Here is a 17,793-nt window from a genome sequence, read left to right on the forward strand (position 1 = left end):
CAAGTGGGAAAGCGTCCATCCAAATTTCTGGCTGTAGTCGGCCGCACCTTCGTCAACACGCTGAACTTGACAGGGAACATCAAAGGCAACAACCAGCCATACATGCCCGGCGCCCGTTCCTGGATGAAGCTCAAGCACAGGGAAACACTGGACATCATCTGCGGCGCAGTGATCGGGCCGATCACCCAACCCTCCGAGGTCGTCGCCGGCCTCATCCTGGATGGCGAACTGCGAATCGTCGGCCGGTCCACACCACTGAAGACGAGGGAAAGCCGGGAACTGGCCCGATGGCTGCGCCCCCCAAAGGATCAGCACCCCTGGCCGACCATCGTGAAAGGCACGACCCTGGACAGGTTTAACAGGGACAAGGAACCCGTGGCGCTAACGCTCGTGGAACCCGTAGTTGTTGAGGTCTCCGCCGACACCGCATGGTCCGGAAGGTCCTTCCGGCATCCCTTGCGCTTACTCCGGGCCAGGCCGGAGCTATCCCCTACCGACGTCACCCTGCCCGGCAGACATCACGCGGGTTAATCCTTGAGGATGGCTATGAGGTTCTGGCCCTCTTCCAGAATCGCGTAGAGGTTTTCACTCGCTTCTTCATAGGTGCCACCTTCGGCCTCAATGTGTCTGTAGCTGCCGTCCGGGTTACTTGCCCGGCGCTTCACAGCGACCTTCCGGAAGGACGGCTTCTCTAGGATCGACTCGCTGAGGGCATTGATCAGCCTGGAGCCGATCTTGACGTCCTTTGCCCAGGAAGGAACCAGACCCCAACGGGCAATGAGCAGATGCCGGTCAATCGTGCCCTCATCCAGGCGTTCGGCGACGATGGGCACACTCTGGGTAGGGGCTACGTTCCAGCTCGGCGCCGGCAGGCTTTGACCTCCTTCGCCTCGAAATGGCTCAGGAGATCGCCGGTGGCTTTGGACATCACGTATCTGCCGCACATGAGCCCATTGTGACTGATGTTGCCATGACACCTCATAATCAACTAGTGCCAGTAGATTTTGCGCCTTGGGCTGAAGTGCTCGCTGTTCTGATCGTGGGTGCTTTGGCGTCCGTGCCAACTCTCACATTAGGTACCCGATTACGCAATCGAATTAGTTTTTGGAGCTCGCAGGTTCAAGGAACTGACTTGGACTACGACAGTAGGTTTGCTGAGAGCATGCGCAGGGACGCCACAGCCCGATTGGTTGCTCTTGAGGCCTACCCCATGTGGCGCTCCCTTGCCTCCGCCTACGGGGCCTATCTAGGGCTGGTCATGGCCGTCGCAGTTGGCTTCGAAATCGGCGAAGTCTATCCAGTCTGGGCGCCTGAACGCCTCTGGTTTTCTGCTGATATCGATTTGTTCCCGGGTATGAGACTTGCGGGGTTTATCTTAATTCTTGGCGGCGTAATCGAATTGGTCCGCGTCGGTGTGAACCGTCACCGTGTAGCACGGCAGTATCTGAAAGCTGAAGAAATAACCAGGGGCAGGATCGTTGTCGTCAACTCAGATCAATCAAGGAGTATCGAAAGCGCTCAAGGTCCACTGGAGATCACATTAGGAGGATGGCTTGCTCTGACAGCGTTCTCCCTCGGCGTCTATCTCGTTACGATCCTTTTGACGGCCACTTTAGTCTCCGGTGGAGACCCAATGAAGCCGGGTGATCCATATCTGCCTTACGCAATTTTCGGGTTCTCGTTTGGCAGCGTCCTAACGCTGTTCGGTGGCCTCTCTGTCTTGCCGCTTATCCAGGATGAGAAGGAGACCTGGAAGCATCCTAGAACGTTGGGGAAGTCTGCTTCTGTGGTGCGGACTGATGGCGGAACAGACCGTCGGCAGCAAGAGGTCAGGCCTCGTTGGTGGCGGTCCTGGAAGCATAAGGGACCGCGAAAGTAAATTGGCTCTCCCGCTCGCCCTACAGCGTGACGCGCCCGCGTTACTCTTGGACCATCGGGGATGGGGGCAACAGAAATGTACGGACGGTCTGACGAGGACTGGGACGAACTGGTCAGGGTGGGCCACGATTTCCTGATTGACGTGGCGCGAAGGCGCAGGTACACCACTTACACCGAGCTCGATGCGGTCCTGCGGCGCCGCACTGGTCTCAGAGGCTTTGACTTCAACCAAGTAGAAGAGCGCGCGGCGGTGGGATATTTGCTCGGCAGGATTGTCGATGAGGATCGCAAGTTGAACCCCTCACTGATGATCTCTTCCCTGGTGATCTACCTAAACGCTAACGATGCGGGCAACGGCTTCTATGCGAAGGCTCGTGAGGTCGACCTGTTCCAAGACGGCATGGACAAGGATGAGTTCTGGATTCGTCAGGTGAAGGCAGTCCACGAAAGATATGGCCGTACCCACGCCTAGGACGCTCCGTCCCAGTTCCTTGGAACCGGTAACGCCAGCGTCGCGTCATTGCTCGTTGGGGCTCTCGCCCTTTGCTGCCGATCGGAATTCTCCGCTGGCCACTGCCCAGTCTTCCGGGTGCGCTATCGGGAGCAAGCTGAATTGGGTCGAGTGTGTTCCGTCATAGGGTTCCGCGGAGTCGTGCTTCATGCGCGTGTGATCCTTGATCAGCAGCATTTCAATGACTTGGGCTGCGGTTTGGAGGTCCTGGACTAGCGTTCCCTGCTCGATGCCGCCGGGAGACTTGATTGTGCCGTCCGTCCCCTGATCGACGTAGAAGCCCCTCTGTTTGAGGAGATTCGCATCCTTGGCTGCGAGTTCGGCCTTCCGCTGACGCTCTTGCCAAATCCTCTCCCAAGATTCCTGGTCGTCGCCGTAATCGTCATCCTGGTCGTATCCGCCCCAGAAAAAGGCGAGTTCACGTCCGAAGACTATGGCCTCCATGTATTTCTTCGTATGGTTCCGGCCATGCTCCTTGATAGCCTTCACGACCTGGATTTCATCCTCCCCCGCGGTCCAAGAGGCTTGGAAGGCGTCATAGATCCACAACGCTTTGCCCAGCTCTTCCTGAGCAAGCACCGTCAGGGAACTTGCCCGACCAAAAGATCCGGAACGCAGTAGAACCTCCGCGTCGCGCACCAAAGACGCAGCGTTATCCATCAGCGCTTTCCAAAGCTCCCGGGCATTCTTTGCAGAAAGCTCCATGCAACAACCTCCCGAGTCCATGCCACCGTCTGGAACCTATCAGGTCCACAAACCTGCCCCGGCATGACGTGCCCCATTTCCATGGAACCTGGCCGCGGAACCGGCTAATTCGAACGTTCCCCTACGCTTGCCCAGCCCGTGCCAACTCAGGGTTTCGGGCCAGCTCTACCAGGCCGTCAGCGTAGTCTTCAACTGCTGCACACATGACCTTCAGACGATTGTCCAACGAGCCCCAGGGCCGGGACGGTTTGCCCGTCACGATATGCGGGACCAATTCGACGTCACGGACATCAATATCGAACTCGAACTGCAGGTCGAGCATCTTTGGTGTCAACTCATCGTCTCCAAGCTTGGTGAAGGTGACCACGATGCCCTCGTCGTCGAGTGGCCCTTCATTAATCTTGAGGTCGCGAATGGTCTTCTTGTCGTAGGTTCCTTTGACTTTCTCTGGCCTCATCGTGAGTTCGTGGGCGGCGCGGTGGCGGTCGATGCGCGCAAGGTCGTGCAAGATGCGAAGGCAATTCCATCCGGGGTTCTCAGCCTGGAAGGGCTGGATTCGATGAAGGGCCTCGATGAGATGCGGAGATAGGTGCTGAAGCCGTTTCTTGTTCGCGGTCCATTCCTTGGGTGAAATCGCAATGGGCCATTGAAGCTGGGAAGCTCCTGGCGGTGGGTTAGTTCCAGAATCGATGATCGCTACAGCGTAGAGGCAGTTATCCAAGCCGGCGCGTAGGTTTTGAAGTGCCTCTCCCAGGAGGATGGAGAGTTGGTCGGGGATGGGTTCGCGGCGTTCAACCCGAACGGCCCCGTGGCCTTGGGCATCGATGTCGACTCGTATCCGGGATGGGCGGCCTTCAAGGTACTCACCGAGGAGTTGGGCGAACTCTTTGATGTTGTCCTGGGCACGACCGATTCTGGCCTGTGACCATTTAAGTTCGCGCATCACAAGTAGGTGCTCCCTATTTGGAAATCGAAGTTGGCCCTGTACCAGAGGCCAGCATGAGAAGAAGAGGTCAATTTGCTGCGTGGGCGAGCAGGCACAACGTTACCGTGAGGGCGAATCATCATCGTTCCACTTCCTAGGTAATGAAACGCCTCTTCCCGCTCCCATCAAAAAGTGGCGACACACCGAGGAATTTTGTTCCACAACTATTTCCTTTACAACGTCTCACGGCGGGCGTACATGATAAGTATTGGTACATTTGATCCATGGAAATTGGGTACGCCCGGGTTTCAACCGCGAAACAGGACCTCGACCGGCAGATTGAAGCACTACGTGGGGAGGGCATCGAGGCCCGACACATTTACGTGGACAAGAAGTCCGGGTCCACCACGGACCGGCCTGGACTTCACAAGGCCCTGGACCAGGCCCGTGACGGGGATGTAATCGTGGTGCACACCCTAGACAGGCTGGGTCGCACCGTCCGGGATACGTTGAATCTCATCCACGACTTGGCTGACCGCGGAGTCGGGGTTCGCAACCTGGCCGACCCGATCAGGGTCGATTCCGCTAATCCGGATGATCCCATGTCGCAGTTGGCTGTTGTAATGCTCGCGCTCTTTGGTCAGATGGAGCGAACCTACGCGATCGAACGCGCGGCGCACGCGCGGGCGGTTGCCGCAGCTAAAGGCAAAAGGATTGGCCGGCCAAGTGTGGTCGATCCAGTGAAGCTCGCCTACGCCGCGCATCTTCGCGACCAAGAGGCTCAGTCCATCTCCGAAATCGTCAAAGCCACGGGTATCACCCGCTCCAGCCTCTACCGCTATCTGCCGCCCCGACCGCCGGAGACCTTGACGGCCGAGAACCAGCGGAACCTTTAGGAGCTCGCCATGACCACCAAGTCGACCCATCCCGTCATGTCCATGCTGGAGTGGGGTGCAACCATTTCAGGGGTTCTCGCCGTCGTTGGGTTCTTTGTGCCGGGTGGCATTACAAAAGACTTCCTCCTTGCCAATCCGTTGTGGGGATGGTCAGGTTTTGTCCTTCTGCTGATAGTCAGCAGGGGGTACATCCACGTTGCGGTCAAGGCGCGAGCCAAGGACGTAGAGGCTGACCTTGCTCGGAAATGGAAAGACAGAGAGTCCGAACTAGTCCAGAAGCTGAAGAACAAGGAAGCCGAGCTGATCCAGGAGCGGCAGACTAAAGAAGACGGCCGGAAAAGCAGAACGAAGGACCTCTCCCTCTTAGAGGAACGAATGAAAGGGTGGGAGATGCATGGGCCCTTTCAAGTTTCCTTGGCCCACGCATTCCACAAGCGGCTTCCGTCAAATTTCGTCCGTCAGCTGGAGGAACAGATTGATCGCTGGGACCTCGACACCCGGGACTTCCATAACCAGGACGTCGCCCAAACGTGGGAAGCCTGCAAGTCAGCAGCCGAGGAGTATAGGGACAAGATCAATTACTACATGTCCTACGAGGAAGGGAAGAACAACGAGTACCTAGAGGTATCCACATACAGCCGGGACCACGGCGAGGGCGATCATTACCGAATGATGTTCAAGGAACTTGAGGATGCCAGATCAGGGTTGCAGGAAGCGCTTGGCGGAGTGTACAAAGTCCTTCATTCCAGCGTTTAAGCCTTCCAAGCCCGCCATGAAGGACTCGCCATTTCACGGTTTCCAGGACGAGTCTCAGCCGGACGACTGCCTGCACAGCGACGCGGTGCAGGCAGCAGTCGAATGCCTAGAAGATGCCGTCGAAGAAGCCCAAATCAGCGGGGAAGTCGATGTCAGTCCCACCGCCGGTGCCGGAGTCCGGGTTTACCTCTTCGGGACTCTCCGGACCCTGGCCGGTATTCTGCAGGGCTGACTGGACGTCCCTGGCGAGCTGGAGGACCCTAGCCATGCGGAAGGCTAGGCCAATGGTCCGGATCACTGTCCGAAGGGTGTTCTTCTTGTTCGTTTTTAGGTGTTTAGCAGCCACGGTGGGCGCCCTTTCGGTAATCGAATACCGTGACTGATCCTTTGACAAGGCAGGGAACCTTGTGTACCTTTATAAGTGTCAAGTTATTAAGAGTACTGTCGCGAGAGCTGTACGGATTCTTAGCTGAAGGGAACACCTGAGGGTGTTCCCTTTTTGTTTCCCTAGTATCAATTCTACCGGAGCTTTCAGGGCCCCCTGCAGAAGTCCTGTCAGGCAACCCCCTTACTTCCCAGTACTGGCGCGGTTTTTGAGCCCGTTTCGTCCCCTGCAGAACCATTTTTCTTTCTCATAGCCTTGGCTGCGGAGGCCTGCCTGTCGAGGCGCGTACCGGTGTCGAATGGTTCGTAGAAGGCCCGGTGGTAGACCCTTCGCAGCTTGATCGGAGTGTTGGGGTCCCGTTCGTAGGTCTCGCGTTCCTGGGTGAGTTTGGCAAGGCGAAGTTCCCTGTAGCCTCTTTCCGCCGTCCGTTCTGAGAATCCGTACCATCGTGGTACTTGCTGGGCGGCCACATTTTGGGACGTCTTTTTTGAGGTGCCGGCCAGCAGCACGAGCATCATCGCCTTACCGGGAAGGCCTAGCTGGTCGGCATGACCGTTGGTCCAGTGTTCATGCGGAATGGAGAAGTACCACTGTTTGAAGTCCGCTGTCCCGTCCGGTCGTATGTAAGGGTCGCTGCTGCGGTCCTCCAGAAGCGGGCGGACGTTGTACACGACTTTCCCTGGCTCGCGATGGACGAGATCCCACTCCTGCAAAACCTTGAAGGCGTTCGCGGTAGTAGCCGTGGTTATCTTGGGTCCCAGCAGCATCGCCCAAGTCTGTAACGACAAAGGGCTCTCCACTACTACTGGTTCTAAGGCCAGGAGTAACAGGTAAAGGTCAAGAGCGGTCTTGTGCCGACCGTTGACGAATGCTGCCAACGTCGATGATCGGTCCGCTTCGTCCTGGTGCCTCTGAACAAACACTTGGCGCACAGGCGCGGTGCCGCGTCTCGCTTTTTTCAGGTAGAAGTCCCGCAAAGTCGCCGTCGTATTGCAGGACTGGGCCATCGCGGGCAACGTAGCTGGCAAACCGCAACTGTGCTGTCAGGTGCCATATGGGATTACGTGGGATAACGCTATGGGATAGCTGACTGGGAAGACATGCGATAACGAACACTATTGTGCGGGAACTGGTTTTTCAGGTCTTGTCGTGAGCGCCTTTCAGGAGCGTGCCACCTGCCAGCCCGGAATAGATGGGAAAGTCTGGGACATCGCGCGCTCTGGTACTTCAGCGCCCATAGTCGGAGTCCCGCTGGCGGCGTTGTTCTGCCGGCCGCTGTTGGATTGCTGCGGCGGTGGCTGCAGCGGCTGTCCTGATGGGCTGTTGCGGGAATGAGGCGTTGATCAGTCGTTGCATCTTTTCCAGCCGGAAGTCGATGTCGGCGGGAGGCGCGGACTGTGCTTGTTCCTCCGGTTTTGCTGCGTCGGCCATTAGTTGGTCGATGCGTGCAGAGTTGGCTTGGGCGGCTTTGAGCGCGTCGGCGTGCTTGAACGGTTCGGCGAGTGCTTTCTCGGCCTGGTCGACCCGGGAGAGTGCTTCCTGGCGCCGCGACTCCACGTCGGTGGCGAGCCGCGGAAGGGAGGCAACCCTGTTTTCGAGTTGCCGAATGGTGCCTACGTCTGCGGACAGCAAGCTCCTGCGGGCGATTTGGGTTGTCGCCCTAGGTACTCCTTCAATGCGCACTTCAACGGTGGCATGGTCGAGGTCCCTGGCGGGCACGAGTTTCGCGCGCAGTTCGTGGCCACCAAGGGTGGCGATGGTCCCGAGCTCGTCGTACCCGTAGAGGTTCATGAGCCGGTGGCCGTGTTTGCCGGCCCATGCGCGGATCGCTTCGGCGGCGTCTCCGCGGTTGTCGACGACCTTCCCGTCGATGCTGGCTTTGAAGGCATCGGCGGTGGTGTCCACTGTCCGCGCAGCTGCTGCCTGGATCAAAGATAGGTCGGCGCTGGCTGCTTCGGCTGCTGTTTGTTCGCCGCTTTTGGTGTGGGCTACAGCGACCATGTTGCGGTTGTAAGCCCGGTCGAGCCGGCTGAGGCGGGCCAGTTCCTGGTCCGCGACGGCCTTTTCCAGTACTAGCGGGTTGCCGCTGGTGATGGCCTTGGCCTGGGCGAAGTTCAGGGTGTTGTCCCCGATGTCTTCGATTTCGCGGACGTCGAGCCGGCCGCGCATGATCTGGTTGATGAACCGGGACTTCCGTTCCAGCCCTTGCCACATGAAGGAGTCGAAGGATTCCTTCGTGACGACCTGGGAGATGCTGACCTCGGAATTCTGGTTGCCTTGGCGCAGGATGCGGCCGTGGCGTTGTTCGACGTCCGAGGGCCGCCATGGGGCGTCCATGTCCACCAGGTGCACGGCCCGTTTTTGGATGTTCGTGCCGACGCCCATTTTCGAGGTCGATCCCATGAGCACGGCGATCTGTCCGGAGCGGGCGGCGGCAAAGAGCCGGCCCTTCTCGTTATCATTTTTGGCTTCGTGGATGAACCGGACCATGTGCTCGGGTACGCCCCGGCGGCGCAGCTGGTCCTTGAGTTCACCGTAGACATTCCATCGGTCAGAGGGTGTGCCGAAGTCGCAGAAGACCAGCTGCAGGGCCCCGGGGACCGGGTCCGGTTCACCGGTTTTCGGGTTGGTGTAGATGCGGTGTTTGTGTTCTTCGTAGACGCTGGCCAGCAGATCCGCGGTGGCGCTGATCTTGGTGGGCCCATGCTGGACCAGTGTGGGGTCCACGAGCCTCATGTCCAGGGCGGCCTTGCGGCCGTCTGAGGAGACTTTGAGCATGTTGTCTTCCTCGGAGTCCACGAGACGTTGCTGGATCGCGTCTACGCGCTTGCCGATGTCCTGGATGTATTCGCGCAGCTCGGGGCTGGGTTCCACTGCCAGCATGTTGGGCTGGCGCAGCCCGTCCCCAGCCCGCGGGGCGAGGTCCGGGACGGGCAGTTTCAGGTCCTCGGCGGTTTTGACGTCCGCGAAGGTGTGGAACATCTTCAGCAGCTCGGGCACGTTCTGGAACTTGGCGAACCGGCTTTTGAGTTTGAACCGGTCACCGCCGGCGACGGAGAGTTCCATTTCCTCGACAACCTGGCCAAAGGTGGCGGCCCAGGTGTTGAAGTCCTGAATGCCCGTCGCTTTCAGGAGGTCCGGGCGGAGGTAGCGCTGCATGACGTACATTTCCGTGACGGAGTTGGCAATCGGTGTTGCGGTGGCTCCGGTAATCACTCGCCGGCCTTCGCGTTGGCGCAGGAACTCGGTCTTCATGTGCAGGTCGGATGCGCGTGCTGAGCCTTGGATAGCGGCGCCGGGGATGTTGCTCGGGGTCCGGAGGTTCTTGTAGTCGTGCAGCTCGTCCACGACGAGGTAGTCAATGCCGGTCTCTTCGAAGCTGATGCCCGGATCGGCGGGGGCATCGAGTTTGGCTTTGAGGGTTTCTTCCTGGGCCAGAACTGCCTTTTCCAGGCGTTTGATGATGCTGGAATTGGCGCGTCCGTTGTCCTGTTCAGTGTTCTTCACGGCCTCCAGCTCGGCCCGCATCTGCAGGACTTCAGAATTGATGTAGGCGGCTTCGGCTTCGGGGCTGAGGCTCACGCGCTGGAACGCGGTGCGAGTCATGACCACGGCGTCCCATTCGTTGGCGGCCGCACGGGCAACGAACTGGCGGCGTTTCTCCCCTGCGAGGTCAGCCGATGAGGCGGCGAGGATGCGGGCCTGGGGGTAGATCTGGAGCCATTCGCGGGCGAACTGTTCCAGCATGTGGTTCGGGATCACGACGGCGGGTTTGTTGACCATGCCCAGACGGCGCAGCTCCATCACACCCATGACCATCTCTGCGGTCTTGCCGGCACCGACCTGGTGGAACAAACCGACGGCAGGTTCGGAGAGCATGCGGGCCACGGCTGCACGTTGGTGCGGGCGTGGGTTCCAGTCCTTGGCCATGCCTGGCAGGGTCAGCCGTTCCCCCTCGGTGCTGTAGTCGCGCAGCACGATGGAGTTGAAGCGGCGGTTGTACTCGTCAATGAGGCGGGTGGCCCGTTCGGGATCCTCCCACACCCATTCGCTGAATCGTTCCTGCAGCAGCTGGCCCTTTTCCTGGGCGGCCGCCGTTTCGGTCGGGTTCAGGACGCGGCGGTTGTTCTCGCCTTCGTCCGTGACGCGGACGGGGCGTTGTTCGAGGACTTGTTTCAGGATGTCCGAGGCGGGCATCCGCTGGGTGCCCCAGTTGCTGGTGGCGGCGAGGGTGTGGCGGTTGGCTTTGACGTCCCACATGGAGCCGGCGGCATTGGAGACGGTGGCGTAGGGGTCATTCAGGATGTCACGGACGAACTCCTGGTGCGTGCCGGCGTCGATCCAGACCGCACCCAGACGGGCCTCCACTTCATCCATGCGCAGCGGCTCGGGCATGGCGTCGGTGAGGGCCCGGACGTTGACGGCGAACCTGTCATCCGACAAGGCGGACGCTTGAGCGACTTCGAGCTTTTCGCGGACGTTCCCTGACAGGTACTCGGCCCGTGTCTGGAAAGTCTCATCAGCGCCGGGGATCCGGTAGATGCTCTCCCCCATCGCTGCCCGTGTTTCTTCGCGGCTGATGCCCAGCAGGGACGCGGCGTAGTCCAGGTCAACCTCTCCCACACTGTCGAGGGTGACGGTCAGGGCTTCTTCAGCAGTGTCCACGCCAAGGACCGGTCGGCGTGGCTGCACCTGCCGGCTGGAAAGCAGGGCAGCCGGGGAGGCTGTCTGCGTGGCTTCATCGAAGTTCTCCAAGGCCATGACCAAGGGCCCGAACGGGTCCCGGGAGACAACGGACACGGCCCGGGGCGTGATGCGGGCCTGGATGGGCTCCTGCGTCTCTTCATCAACCCGGCCGGTGCCCCGGAGGGTGTAGCGGTTGATCGGCCCGTAGGTGTCCGCGTACCGGCTGTAGGCGGTCTTCAGGTCCTCGCGCAGGGCATCGATCTCGGCAGTGTCGTCCCGGATTTCGGCTTCAGCGCTGAGAAGCTTCCGAGCGGCGTCCCGCAGACCCAAAAGGGCGCGGAACTCGGCGCCCTGGGTCTTGGGCACGGCGAGGTCGGTATGAGAGCCGTTTTCGACAACGGTGAAGCCGTTATCGCTGGCGCTGATGTGGCCGTCCCACTCATGGGTGGCTGCCGGGACATATGCGGCCCGCCGGCGTTCCTGTTCGGCGGTGCGCTCGGTCATGACCATGCCGGCGGCTTTGGCTTCGGCCACGACGTCGGCCAGCGCCGCGTTCAGGCGATCGGCCACCGCGGATAGGTCGTCGGTGGTCAGCTGCAGGGTCTCGTCACCGAACATGCCGTTGCCGACGTGCAGCTCGCCAAGGAGTCGTTCGGGGTATTCATCGAAGTAAGAGTTGAGCCGGGTGATCGTCCCGTCGATTTGGCGGGCGGTGACGGTTTCCCAAAGAGTGGAGGCCGGTTCCTGGCCGGGTTCCCTGCGCCGGAAGATCAGCAGGTCCGTCATCGCGTCGGTACCCGCTGCCTTGCGGTGTGATCCGGTGGGCAGCCTGACGGCACCCACGAAGTCGGCCAGCTGGTTCATCTCCCGCCGCGCTGCCGGGTTCGTGGCGTCCAGGGTGAAGCTGGAGGTCAGTACGGCGACCATGCCGCCCGGGCGGGTCATTTCGAGGCTTTTGAGGATGAAGTGGTTGTGGATCGAGTGCCCGCCGGCGTTGTGGCGGGGATCGTGGAGCGTGACGTTGGCGAACGGCACGTTGCCGATGGCGAGGTCGAAGTGCCCGGTGGGCAGCTTGGTGTCGGCGAAGGACTCCGCGCGGACGGTGGCCCCGGGGTAGAGGGCTTGGGAGATAGCCGCGGTGGTCGGGTCCAGCTCCACACCGGTCATCTCGGCGGTATCCGGGGCGAAGCCGATGAAGGTTCCCACGCCGGATCCGGGTTCCAGGACAGTTCCGCCGTTGAAGCCGAGTTCCTGAACGGTGGACCACATAGCCTGGACGTAGGCGGCGTCCGTGTAGTGGGCATTGATCGTGGTCCGCCTCGCAGCGTCATACTGCGCCTCAGTCAGGAGGCCGCGCAGATGCTCGCGGTCCCCGGCATATTCCTCGCGTGTTTCATCGAAGATCTGGAAGACGCCTTGAGCTCCCCAACTCCCCCACCGCGCCAGGGCTGCCTTCTCGGCGTCCGTGGCCTGCCGGTCCTCGTTCTGTAGCGTCTGCAGCACTTCGAGCGCTTCAAGATTCGCCCTGATGCGACTGCGGGCACCGGATGGAGCAAGGTCTCCCTGCGAGCACGGACGGAACCTACCCGTCCCGTTGTCTACTAGAGCTGTTGGCGCAGCCTGTCGATTTCCGCCATGGAGTCCAGGTATTCCTGAATGCTCGGGTTCACGTGCTCGTCCTCCTCGTCCTCGCCCTCCGTCTCCGGTGGCGAGAGCAGGTCGTAGCGGACGATCTCCTCGGCCTGGTTCCGGGCCGCGTTCAAGCGCCCTACCTTCTCCAAGTACCCCTCGCCCTTCGGGTCGGGGCCGGCGATCTTGGGCAGCAACTCGTCCACTTGTTCCTGGGCTTCCTCCCCCAGCTTCGTGAAAAACTCCTCCGGGTTCTGAATCTGGCTGTAGCGCGTCGGACTGGCTGTCCTCCAGGCTTCCTGTGCCTGCCTGCCGTACTTGTTCATCGCGATCCTCCTCAGGTGCCGCCCAAAGAGCCTCAAGGCTCAACTGGCCATCAATTTGTTTCTTGCGCCCTGCCATGGACTTTTCCCCCTGGTGCCTCGTTCGGTCCGAAGGTCACGCTAGCGGGGATTCATCCTTTTCACCTGTCACAGGGGAACCTCTGATCCGAAACCAACAGATCTCGTGCTCAGCCAATCAAGGCTCAGGGCGAAGAGCATAGTCGGCTGCCATGGGCGTATAGATCCTCAGCCACGTTCCTCGCAGATCCCGTTCAAGGAGGGCTGGGCCGGTGATTCTGCAGACGGACCGCCATAACCCACGCTATAACTCCAACCTGCAGATCCGCAGGACTACACGCTGTTCTTCTGCAGGGGTAGCTAGAGGGAACATGGCGAATAGGCTTTGGCGTCACGTTCCATACCTGAAGACGGTTGTGGCTTCATGCCATAACCCATGCCATAACTCCCGCGTGAACTCCAACCCACTGTTAAACCTGTCTTATAGCACTCGTACAGGCCCGGTAACTTGCCTCATTACTTACGTTCTCACCTATGGGCTTCATCATTTAGCATCACATGCTTCGTATGACTGGACAGCACATGAAGATGTACGTCCGCCCTTCGGCCATAGCAACAATGTGTCCACCAACAAAACGATACATCGCAGACGAAATCCGATTTCCAATTCAAAAACGCATGATGGCTACTGCATAGCCAACAACCATGGAACTCACACAAATCACCGTGCGTGTTGATGCAGGATCTACCCGGGCAGCTCCCATATGGTGGAGCGTAGAGAGCCAAATCAGCAGGGAGTTATGAACCAATGGCACGATCATTGCAAGCACCAGCGAGCCCAAAAACGAATCATGCACAGGCAATCGACCGCGTCGTTTCCTTTGCCAATGGCAAAGGGGGAGTAGGCAAAACAACAACTGCTGCCAACGTCGGTGGCTACGTAGCTTTGGCGGGTTCACGCGTCCTGATGATTGACCTCGATCCCCAAGGTGACCTCGCGCGTGACTTGGGATATGACCGGCAGACTGGCCGTGAGTTGTTCCAGGCTCTGATAGCCGGCACCGCGCCGCTCATCCTGCGCGACGTGCGCGAGAACCTCGATGTCATTCCTGGAGGCCAGGAGCTTGAGGATATTCAAGGGCTCATGGTTTCCCGTTCAAACCGCTCCGACGCAAGCGACTTCGGTGACATGCTCTACGCCGTTCTAGCACCCCTGGCGGACGACTACGACCTTATCCTCATCGATACCCCGCCGGGGGAGAGGACTCTCGTTGAGGGCGCGTTTGCCATTTCCAGCGCCGTTGTCATCCCTACGAAGTCTGACGACGCGAGCATTGACGGGGTCGAGCGAATCGCTCGTCGATTCATGGCTGTACGGGACAAAAACCCGTCACTGCAACTTGCTGGAATAGTACTTTTCGGTGTGGGCCCGAGATCACTGCGCTTGGAACGGAGCGTCCGAGAGACCCTAGCAGAGATGCTAGGGACGGTTGCTCCGGTCTTCGAAACCAGGATCCGCAATCTGGAAAGCGCCAGCGCTGACGCCAGGAAAAAGGGCCTGCTTTTCCACGAACTTGAGGGTGCTGTCACGGACGCCCAGAAAAGTCGTCTCAGGGCTCTTCGGGCGGGGGAGAAGCCAGCGGACGGTTTCTTTTCACGCAACGCCGGTGGTCTCGCTGAGGAGTTCGAGCAGCTTACCGGAGAGATACTAGCCCGCCTGAATGCGATCGAAAGCGAGGGACGGGTATGAGCGGCGGACGTCCCAGTCTGGCGAATGCATTTGCTCCCGCCACGCCACGTGGAGCGAAACTAGAGGGGATGTTGGCTCCCAAGCGTGAGCGCAAGGAGGTTACTTCGGGCAATCTGGAATCAGCTCCCGCAGATAACTCCCGTGCAGGGGAACCGACATCTCTGACGGATGTAGGAACAGAGACGGGGGTCGTCGAGGCTGACAACCCATCCAATGGGTCCCGACAAGCGCGGTCGAACGAAAAACCCGAGGTCTCAGAGGCATCGCCTTCAACCGTGCGCCCGAAGAGGCAGGGCGGCAAAAAAGCCACGGTTTCGAAGTCGAAAGCGTCAGAGACTGTCCCTGGTGCTCCGCGCAATGTCGGGGTGTACTTGGAGCCGGGGCTGCTTGTCAGCGTTAAGGAAGCGGTGCACTCAGCGCGGGTGACCTACGCTGATCTCCTCTTGGACGCCTTTGAGGCCTTGGATCCGGAGCGGATTGTCCGGGAGTTTAGACCGGAGACTGTGCCGACGGCCTCCGGTATGCCTCGAAGGGCTGTGCGTCAACGAGGGTCCGCGGGAATTCAGATTCAGGTGCGCCTGGACGATGATCAGGTCGCTTGGCTCGATCAGAAAGTCATTGAGTTCGGCGCACCCTCCCGGAGCTCCCTGGTGTCGACGGCTTTCAAACTGCATGTAACCGACTAATGAGAATCAGGGGAGTGGTTGTCATCTGCCGCTTACTCCTTCTGCCTGCATTTTGGGTTCCCATAGGACTTATGGCAGACGTTATGGCACGCTTGCTTTGGTGCTACTACTAATATTGACTGCGCACGTAGAGCCTGGTTCAGAAACTTGAGGCGGGTCATGCCGCCACTCATGCTCTTCGGCTAAACGCTAGGTCTGTGAGGGCCCACTCATCGGGTGGGCCCTCGTATGCGTACCAGGGGTAGTCCTCGTCCGGACTAAGCAACTCGGCGACAGTATTTACGTTTCTTGCCAGCCATTCCCGCCACAATATTCTCTCGACGCGATACTTGTGGAGCTGTGCAGCGACAGCTTCCAAAACTCCGAAGTATTCTGCCAATTCCTTCAACGATGTTCCGGCAACCACAGACCAGGCGCGAGACGCGTCCCTGGCCACCATGTTCCATGCGGCCAGCACCTCAAGACTCTCTGTCACCGCGGTCCGGGAAAGTCTAGTTTGGCGCACGAGCTCTACAGTATGCATACCCGGGGACCGTTCGAGCGCCTCGTAGACAAAGGCCGCCGGCAACCCGAGCTCCCTAAAAACTGGCCTCAACGCATGGATCTTTCCCTTCCGCCAGGAGAGGTCTTCGGCTGCTGCCCGTACATTCTCGGGAACGGTCAGCATATAGAGGTCCCCTTTAGTTCCTCGGCCGGCTTCCACCAGCGTAATCAAAGGATCTCGCTCCGTTCGCAGAGCTCGCAGATGCGATCCGACCGTCGTATGGTCAAGGCCAGTTGCTACAGCTATGGATCTGTCACCGAACTCAATGAAACGCGACGACGTCTTGTGAGCTGCTTCGCCCAAAGCCCTCAAAACAATTCTTCTTGCCAGGCCACTTCTTGAAGCAGTGTACGAGTGCTCCCTTAGGGCGAGTGCATTGCGCCAGGTACGGATGAACCGATGCTCAGATTGCGGATCTGACGAGATCGAATCCAGAGTTAGTTGAGGGGGCTGTGTATTTGGCTGGCTTGTGGGGGATATACGGGCATTGTCCTTTCTCGTTCTGGATCCTGCGTTTCTTCGTAAGTAGTCGACTGCTTCTGCCCAGTCCCGCTTCAGCGCTGGTAGGCGGTGGCGCGAGGCATAGCGAGCGTAGAAGGAAGCGAGCCCCGGCCAGGTACCTTGCATCATTCGACGCTCTACTTCGGTGAGGTTCATGCCGGAGGCGGCAGCCGCGGTGATTACTGCCTGTCGCGCCTCGGAATCGGAGGCGTAGCGGTTGGCGTCGTAAAGGCCACTCACGGCGATCTGCTGCATGCCCCTGGACATTCGGCCTGCTGGTCTGGACGTCGTGGAGGCTTCAGTTGCCGAGGGGAAGGGTATTTCGAGACGCAGAGCTTGAACGGCCGCTATCTCCCTCTGGAGGTCGGCTTTCATCGCTGCCCAGACTGCGGGCCTGTTTGGTTTGCGGGCAATGTCATAGGCGCGGGACAAGCTCATGGCGAGCTGTTGGTGACCCCCACGTTTATGAGCGGATCCGGGGGTACGCATGCAGCCGTGGAGTATGTTCTGGTGTGGCGTCTTGTCCAAGGTTCTTAGGCGGGTGCCCAATGCTTCTACCAGATCGCGTGCTTCTGAAAATGTCACCCGGGTCTCTAAAGGAACGTAGACGTGACGGCCTCCATTGGGGGAGAAGTCTTCGATCCACCTTGCTCCACAGGCATGAAGCCACGTCTGAACCGCTCTAACATCGGCTTCGACCCAATCAAGGCCGTCAACAGAGGAGTCAAAGTCCAGGAAAATTGCAGCGCAGGTACCGTCTTTACCGAAAATTCGCACCGCAGCAGGTACAGGAGGAAGCGCTTCGGTAAGATTTCGTTCGTGTTTTTGCGGGTACGATTTCCCTGCATCACGCGACAGACGTACACGAGGCTGGCCGGCCAGCAGTGGTGCTAGCGCTGCCCAAACGGTGGCTGGGTCGTCTGGCTCCGTAGACACGCCCGTGGTTGGGTGTGCTGGAAGCACGGAGACGTGCTGATGTACGATGTGGGTAATCCTTTCGGGGATTGAGGTACGAAAAAGGGCCGATCCTGCCAGATCGGTTTCATAGCAACACAAAGGATGGCCTGGTTAGGCTCTCCACGACTTACTATCTGATCCGCCGGCAAGCAATCCAGAGGGTAAGTCTCAAGCTTCGAAGGCCCGCCTAGTGCGGGCCTTCTTTTTTGTTATGAGGCAATGCGGATGGGCAGCTCCTGCTGGTAGTTGTCCTGGCCTAATGCCGCCAGGTCCTCTTGCAGCTTTGGCTCTACAACGGACAGAAGGTACTCCGTGACGGTCAAGCCCTTGTGAGCGGCAACCTTTGCAATACCGTCAGAAGTGGGTATCGGCGCGCGCAAACCAATGAACTTACGCAGGCCTTTACTGGGGCGCCCGCCGCCTCGATTCACTGCTACTGCCGTCATGTCTTCTGTCCTTTGAATTTTGTATCCGCCAAGCGGTTACAGCTTCATCGTTGTCATGCCTGCCGCCCCGACTGATTCGAATGTCGTTGCGACTGCTCCGAAACTATCACCGGGCAATTCAACTCACGGGGATTTGTTTTCAGAAAACGGAGGCGTGTCGCGTTTGTGACTCGTCGCCTTTGCGTCCTACGACTCGC

Annotated in this window: 14 protein-coding genes and 1 pseudogene; 6 read left to right on the plus strand and 9 right to left on the minus strand. The window is 59.3% G+C overall.

What is annotated here, in order from left to right; genetic code table 11:
• Window positions 1-531, plus strand: a pseudogene (locus tag V9L18_RS14470) (hypothetical protein); the annotation flags it as partial.
• Here the strand turns inward: V9L18_RS14470 and V9L18_RS14475 are convergent.
• Window positions 528-833 carry an SOS response-associated peptidase family protein gene (locus tag V9L18_RS14475; RefSeq protein WP_337347864.1) on the minus strand — a complete coding sequence of 102 codons (306 nt, stop codon included), beginning with the start codon at window positions 831-833 and terminating at the stop codon, window positions 528-530. The pseudogene V9L18_RS14470 and the gene V9L18_RS14475 overlap by 4 nt on opposite strands.
• A 299-nt stretch (window positions 834-1,132) precedes the next feature.
• Between V9L18_RS14475 and V9L18_RS14480 the strand changes: the two genes are divergently transcribed.
• Window positions 1,133-1,879 (plus strand): hypothetical protein, encoded by a 747-nt coding sequence (locus V9L18_RS14480; RefSeq protein WP_337347865.1) that lies wholly within the window; start codon window positions 1,133-1,135, stop codon window positions 1,877-1,879.
• Between the two features lie 60 nt (window positions 1,880-1,939).
• On the plus strand, window positions 1,940-2,350 hold the full coding sequence (locus tag V9L18_RS14485) for a hypothetical protein (protein WP_337347866.1): 411 nt from the start codon (window positions 1,940-1,942) through the stop codon (window positions 2,348-2,350).
• Between the two features lie 45 nt (window positions 2,351-2,395).
• Here the strand turns inward: V9L18_RS14485 and V9L18_RS14490 are convergent, their stop codons facing one another.
• Both V9L18_RS14490 and V9L18_RS14495 read right to left on the minus strand, forming a co-directional pair.
• The gene (locus V9L18_RS14490) at window positions 2,396-3,094 is read right to left on the minus strand and encodes an AbiV family abortive infection protein (protein WP_337347867.1); all 699 of its coding nucleotides are present in this window, start codon (window positions 3,092-3,094) and stop codon (window positions 2,396-2,398) included.
• Window positions 3,095-3,215: 121 nt separating this feature from the next.
• On the minus strand, window positions 3,216-4,040 hold the full coding sequence (locus V9L18_RS14495) for a hypothetical protein (RefSeq protein ID WP_337347868.1): 825 nt from the start codon (window positions 4,038-4,040) through the stop codon (window positions 3,216-3,218).
• A gap of 263 nt (window positions 4,041-4,303) precedes the next feature.
• Between V9L18_RS14495 and V9L18_RS14500 the strand changes: the two genes are divergently transcribed.
• Together V9L18_RS14500 and V9L18_RS14505 are read left to right on the plus strand one after the other, a co-directional pair.
• On the plus strand, window positions 4,304-4,915 hold the full coding sequence (locus tag V9L18_RS14500) for a recombinase family protein (RefSeq protein ID WP_337347869.1): 612 nt from the start codon (window positions 4,304-4,306) through the stop codon (window positions 4,913-4,915).
• A gap of 9 nt (window positions 4,916-4,924) precedes the next feature.
• Window positions 4,925-5,671, plus strand: a complete 747-nt coding sequence (locus V9L18_RS14505) for a hypothetical protein (RefSeq protein ID WP_337347870.1) — start codon at window positions 4,925-4,927, stop codon at window positions 5,669-5,671.
• Between the two features lie 106 nt (window positions 5,672-5,777).
• Here V9L18_RS14505 and V9L18_RS14510 read toward each other — a convergent pair whose 3' ends face one another.
• The 4 genes from V9L18_RS14510 to V9L18_RS14525 form a co-directional block, all read right to left on the minus strand.
• Window positions 5,778-5,939, minus strand: a complete 162-nt coding sequence (locus V9L18_RS14510; protein ID WP_337347871.1) for a hypothetical protein — start codon at window positions 5,937-5,939, stop codon at window positions 5,778-5,780.
• Window positions 5,940-6,226: 287 nt separating this feature from the next.
• A complete protein-coding gene (locus tag V9L18_RS14515) occupies window positions 6,227-7,063 on the minus strand; it encodes a hypothetical protein (protein ID WP_337347872.1) in 837 nt (278 codons plus the stop codon).
• A 220-nt stretch (window positions 7,064-7,283) separates the two neighbouring features.
• Window positions 7,284-12,245, minus strand: coding sequence for a helicase-related protein (locus V9L18_RS14520; RefSeq protein ID WP_337347873.1), 4,962 nt, complete (start codon window positions 12,243-12,245; stop codon window positions 7,284-7,286).
• Window positions 12,246-12,343: 98 nt separating this feature from the next.
• Window positions 12,344-12,697 carry a TnpV protein gene (locus tag V9L18_RS14525; protein WP_337347874.1) on the minus strand — a complete coding sequence of 118 codons (354 nt, stop codon included), beginning with the start codon at window positions 12,695-12,697 and terminating at the stop codon, window positions 12,344-12,346.
• A gap of 823 nt (window positions 12,698-13,520) precedes the next feature.
• Here V9L18_RS14525 and V9L18_RS14530 point away from each other — a divergent pair.
• Window positions 13,521-14,462: a ParA family protein gene (locus tag V9L18_RS14530; protein WP_337347875.1), complete on the plus strand. Its 942-nt coding sequence runs from the start codon at window positions 13,521-13,523 to the stop codon at window positions 14,460-14,462.
• An 855-nt stretch (window positions 14,463-15,317) separates the two neighbouring features.
• Here the strand turns inward: V9L18_RS14530 and V9L18_RS14535 are convergent.
• Complete coding sequence (locus tag V9L18_RS14535) at window positions 15,318-17,156, minus strand: MarR family transcriptional regulator (protein ID WP_337347876.1); 1,839 nt, start codon at window positions 17,154-17,156, stop codon at window positions 15,318-15,320.
• A gap of 203 nt (window positions 17,157-17,359) precedes the next feature.
• Complete coding sequence (locus tag V9L18_RS14540) at window positions 17,360-17,596, minus strand: hypothetical protein (RefSeq protein ID WP_337347877.1); 237 nt, start codon at window positions 17,594-17,596, stop codon at window positions 17,360-17,362.
• Between the last annotated feature and the right edge of the window lie 197 nt (window positions 17,597-17,793).

Source organism: Pseudarthrobacter sp. CCNWLW217 (genome assembly GCF_037203985.1).
Classification (GTDB): Bacteria; Actinomycetota; Actinomycetes; order Actinomycetales; family Micrococcaceae; genus Arthrobacter.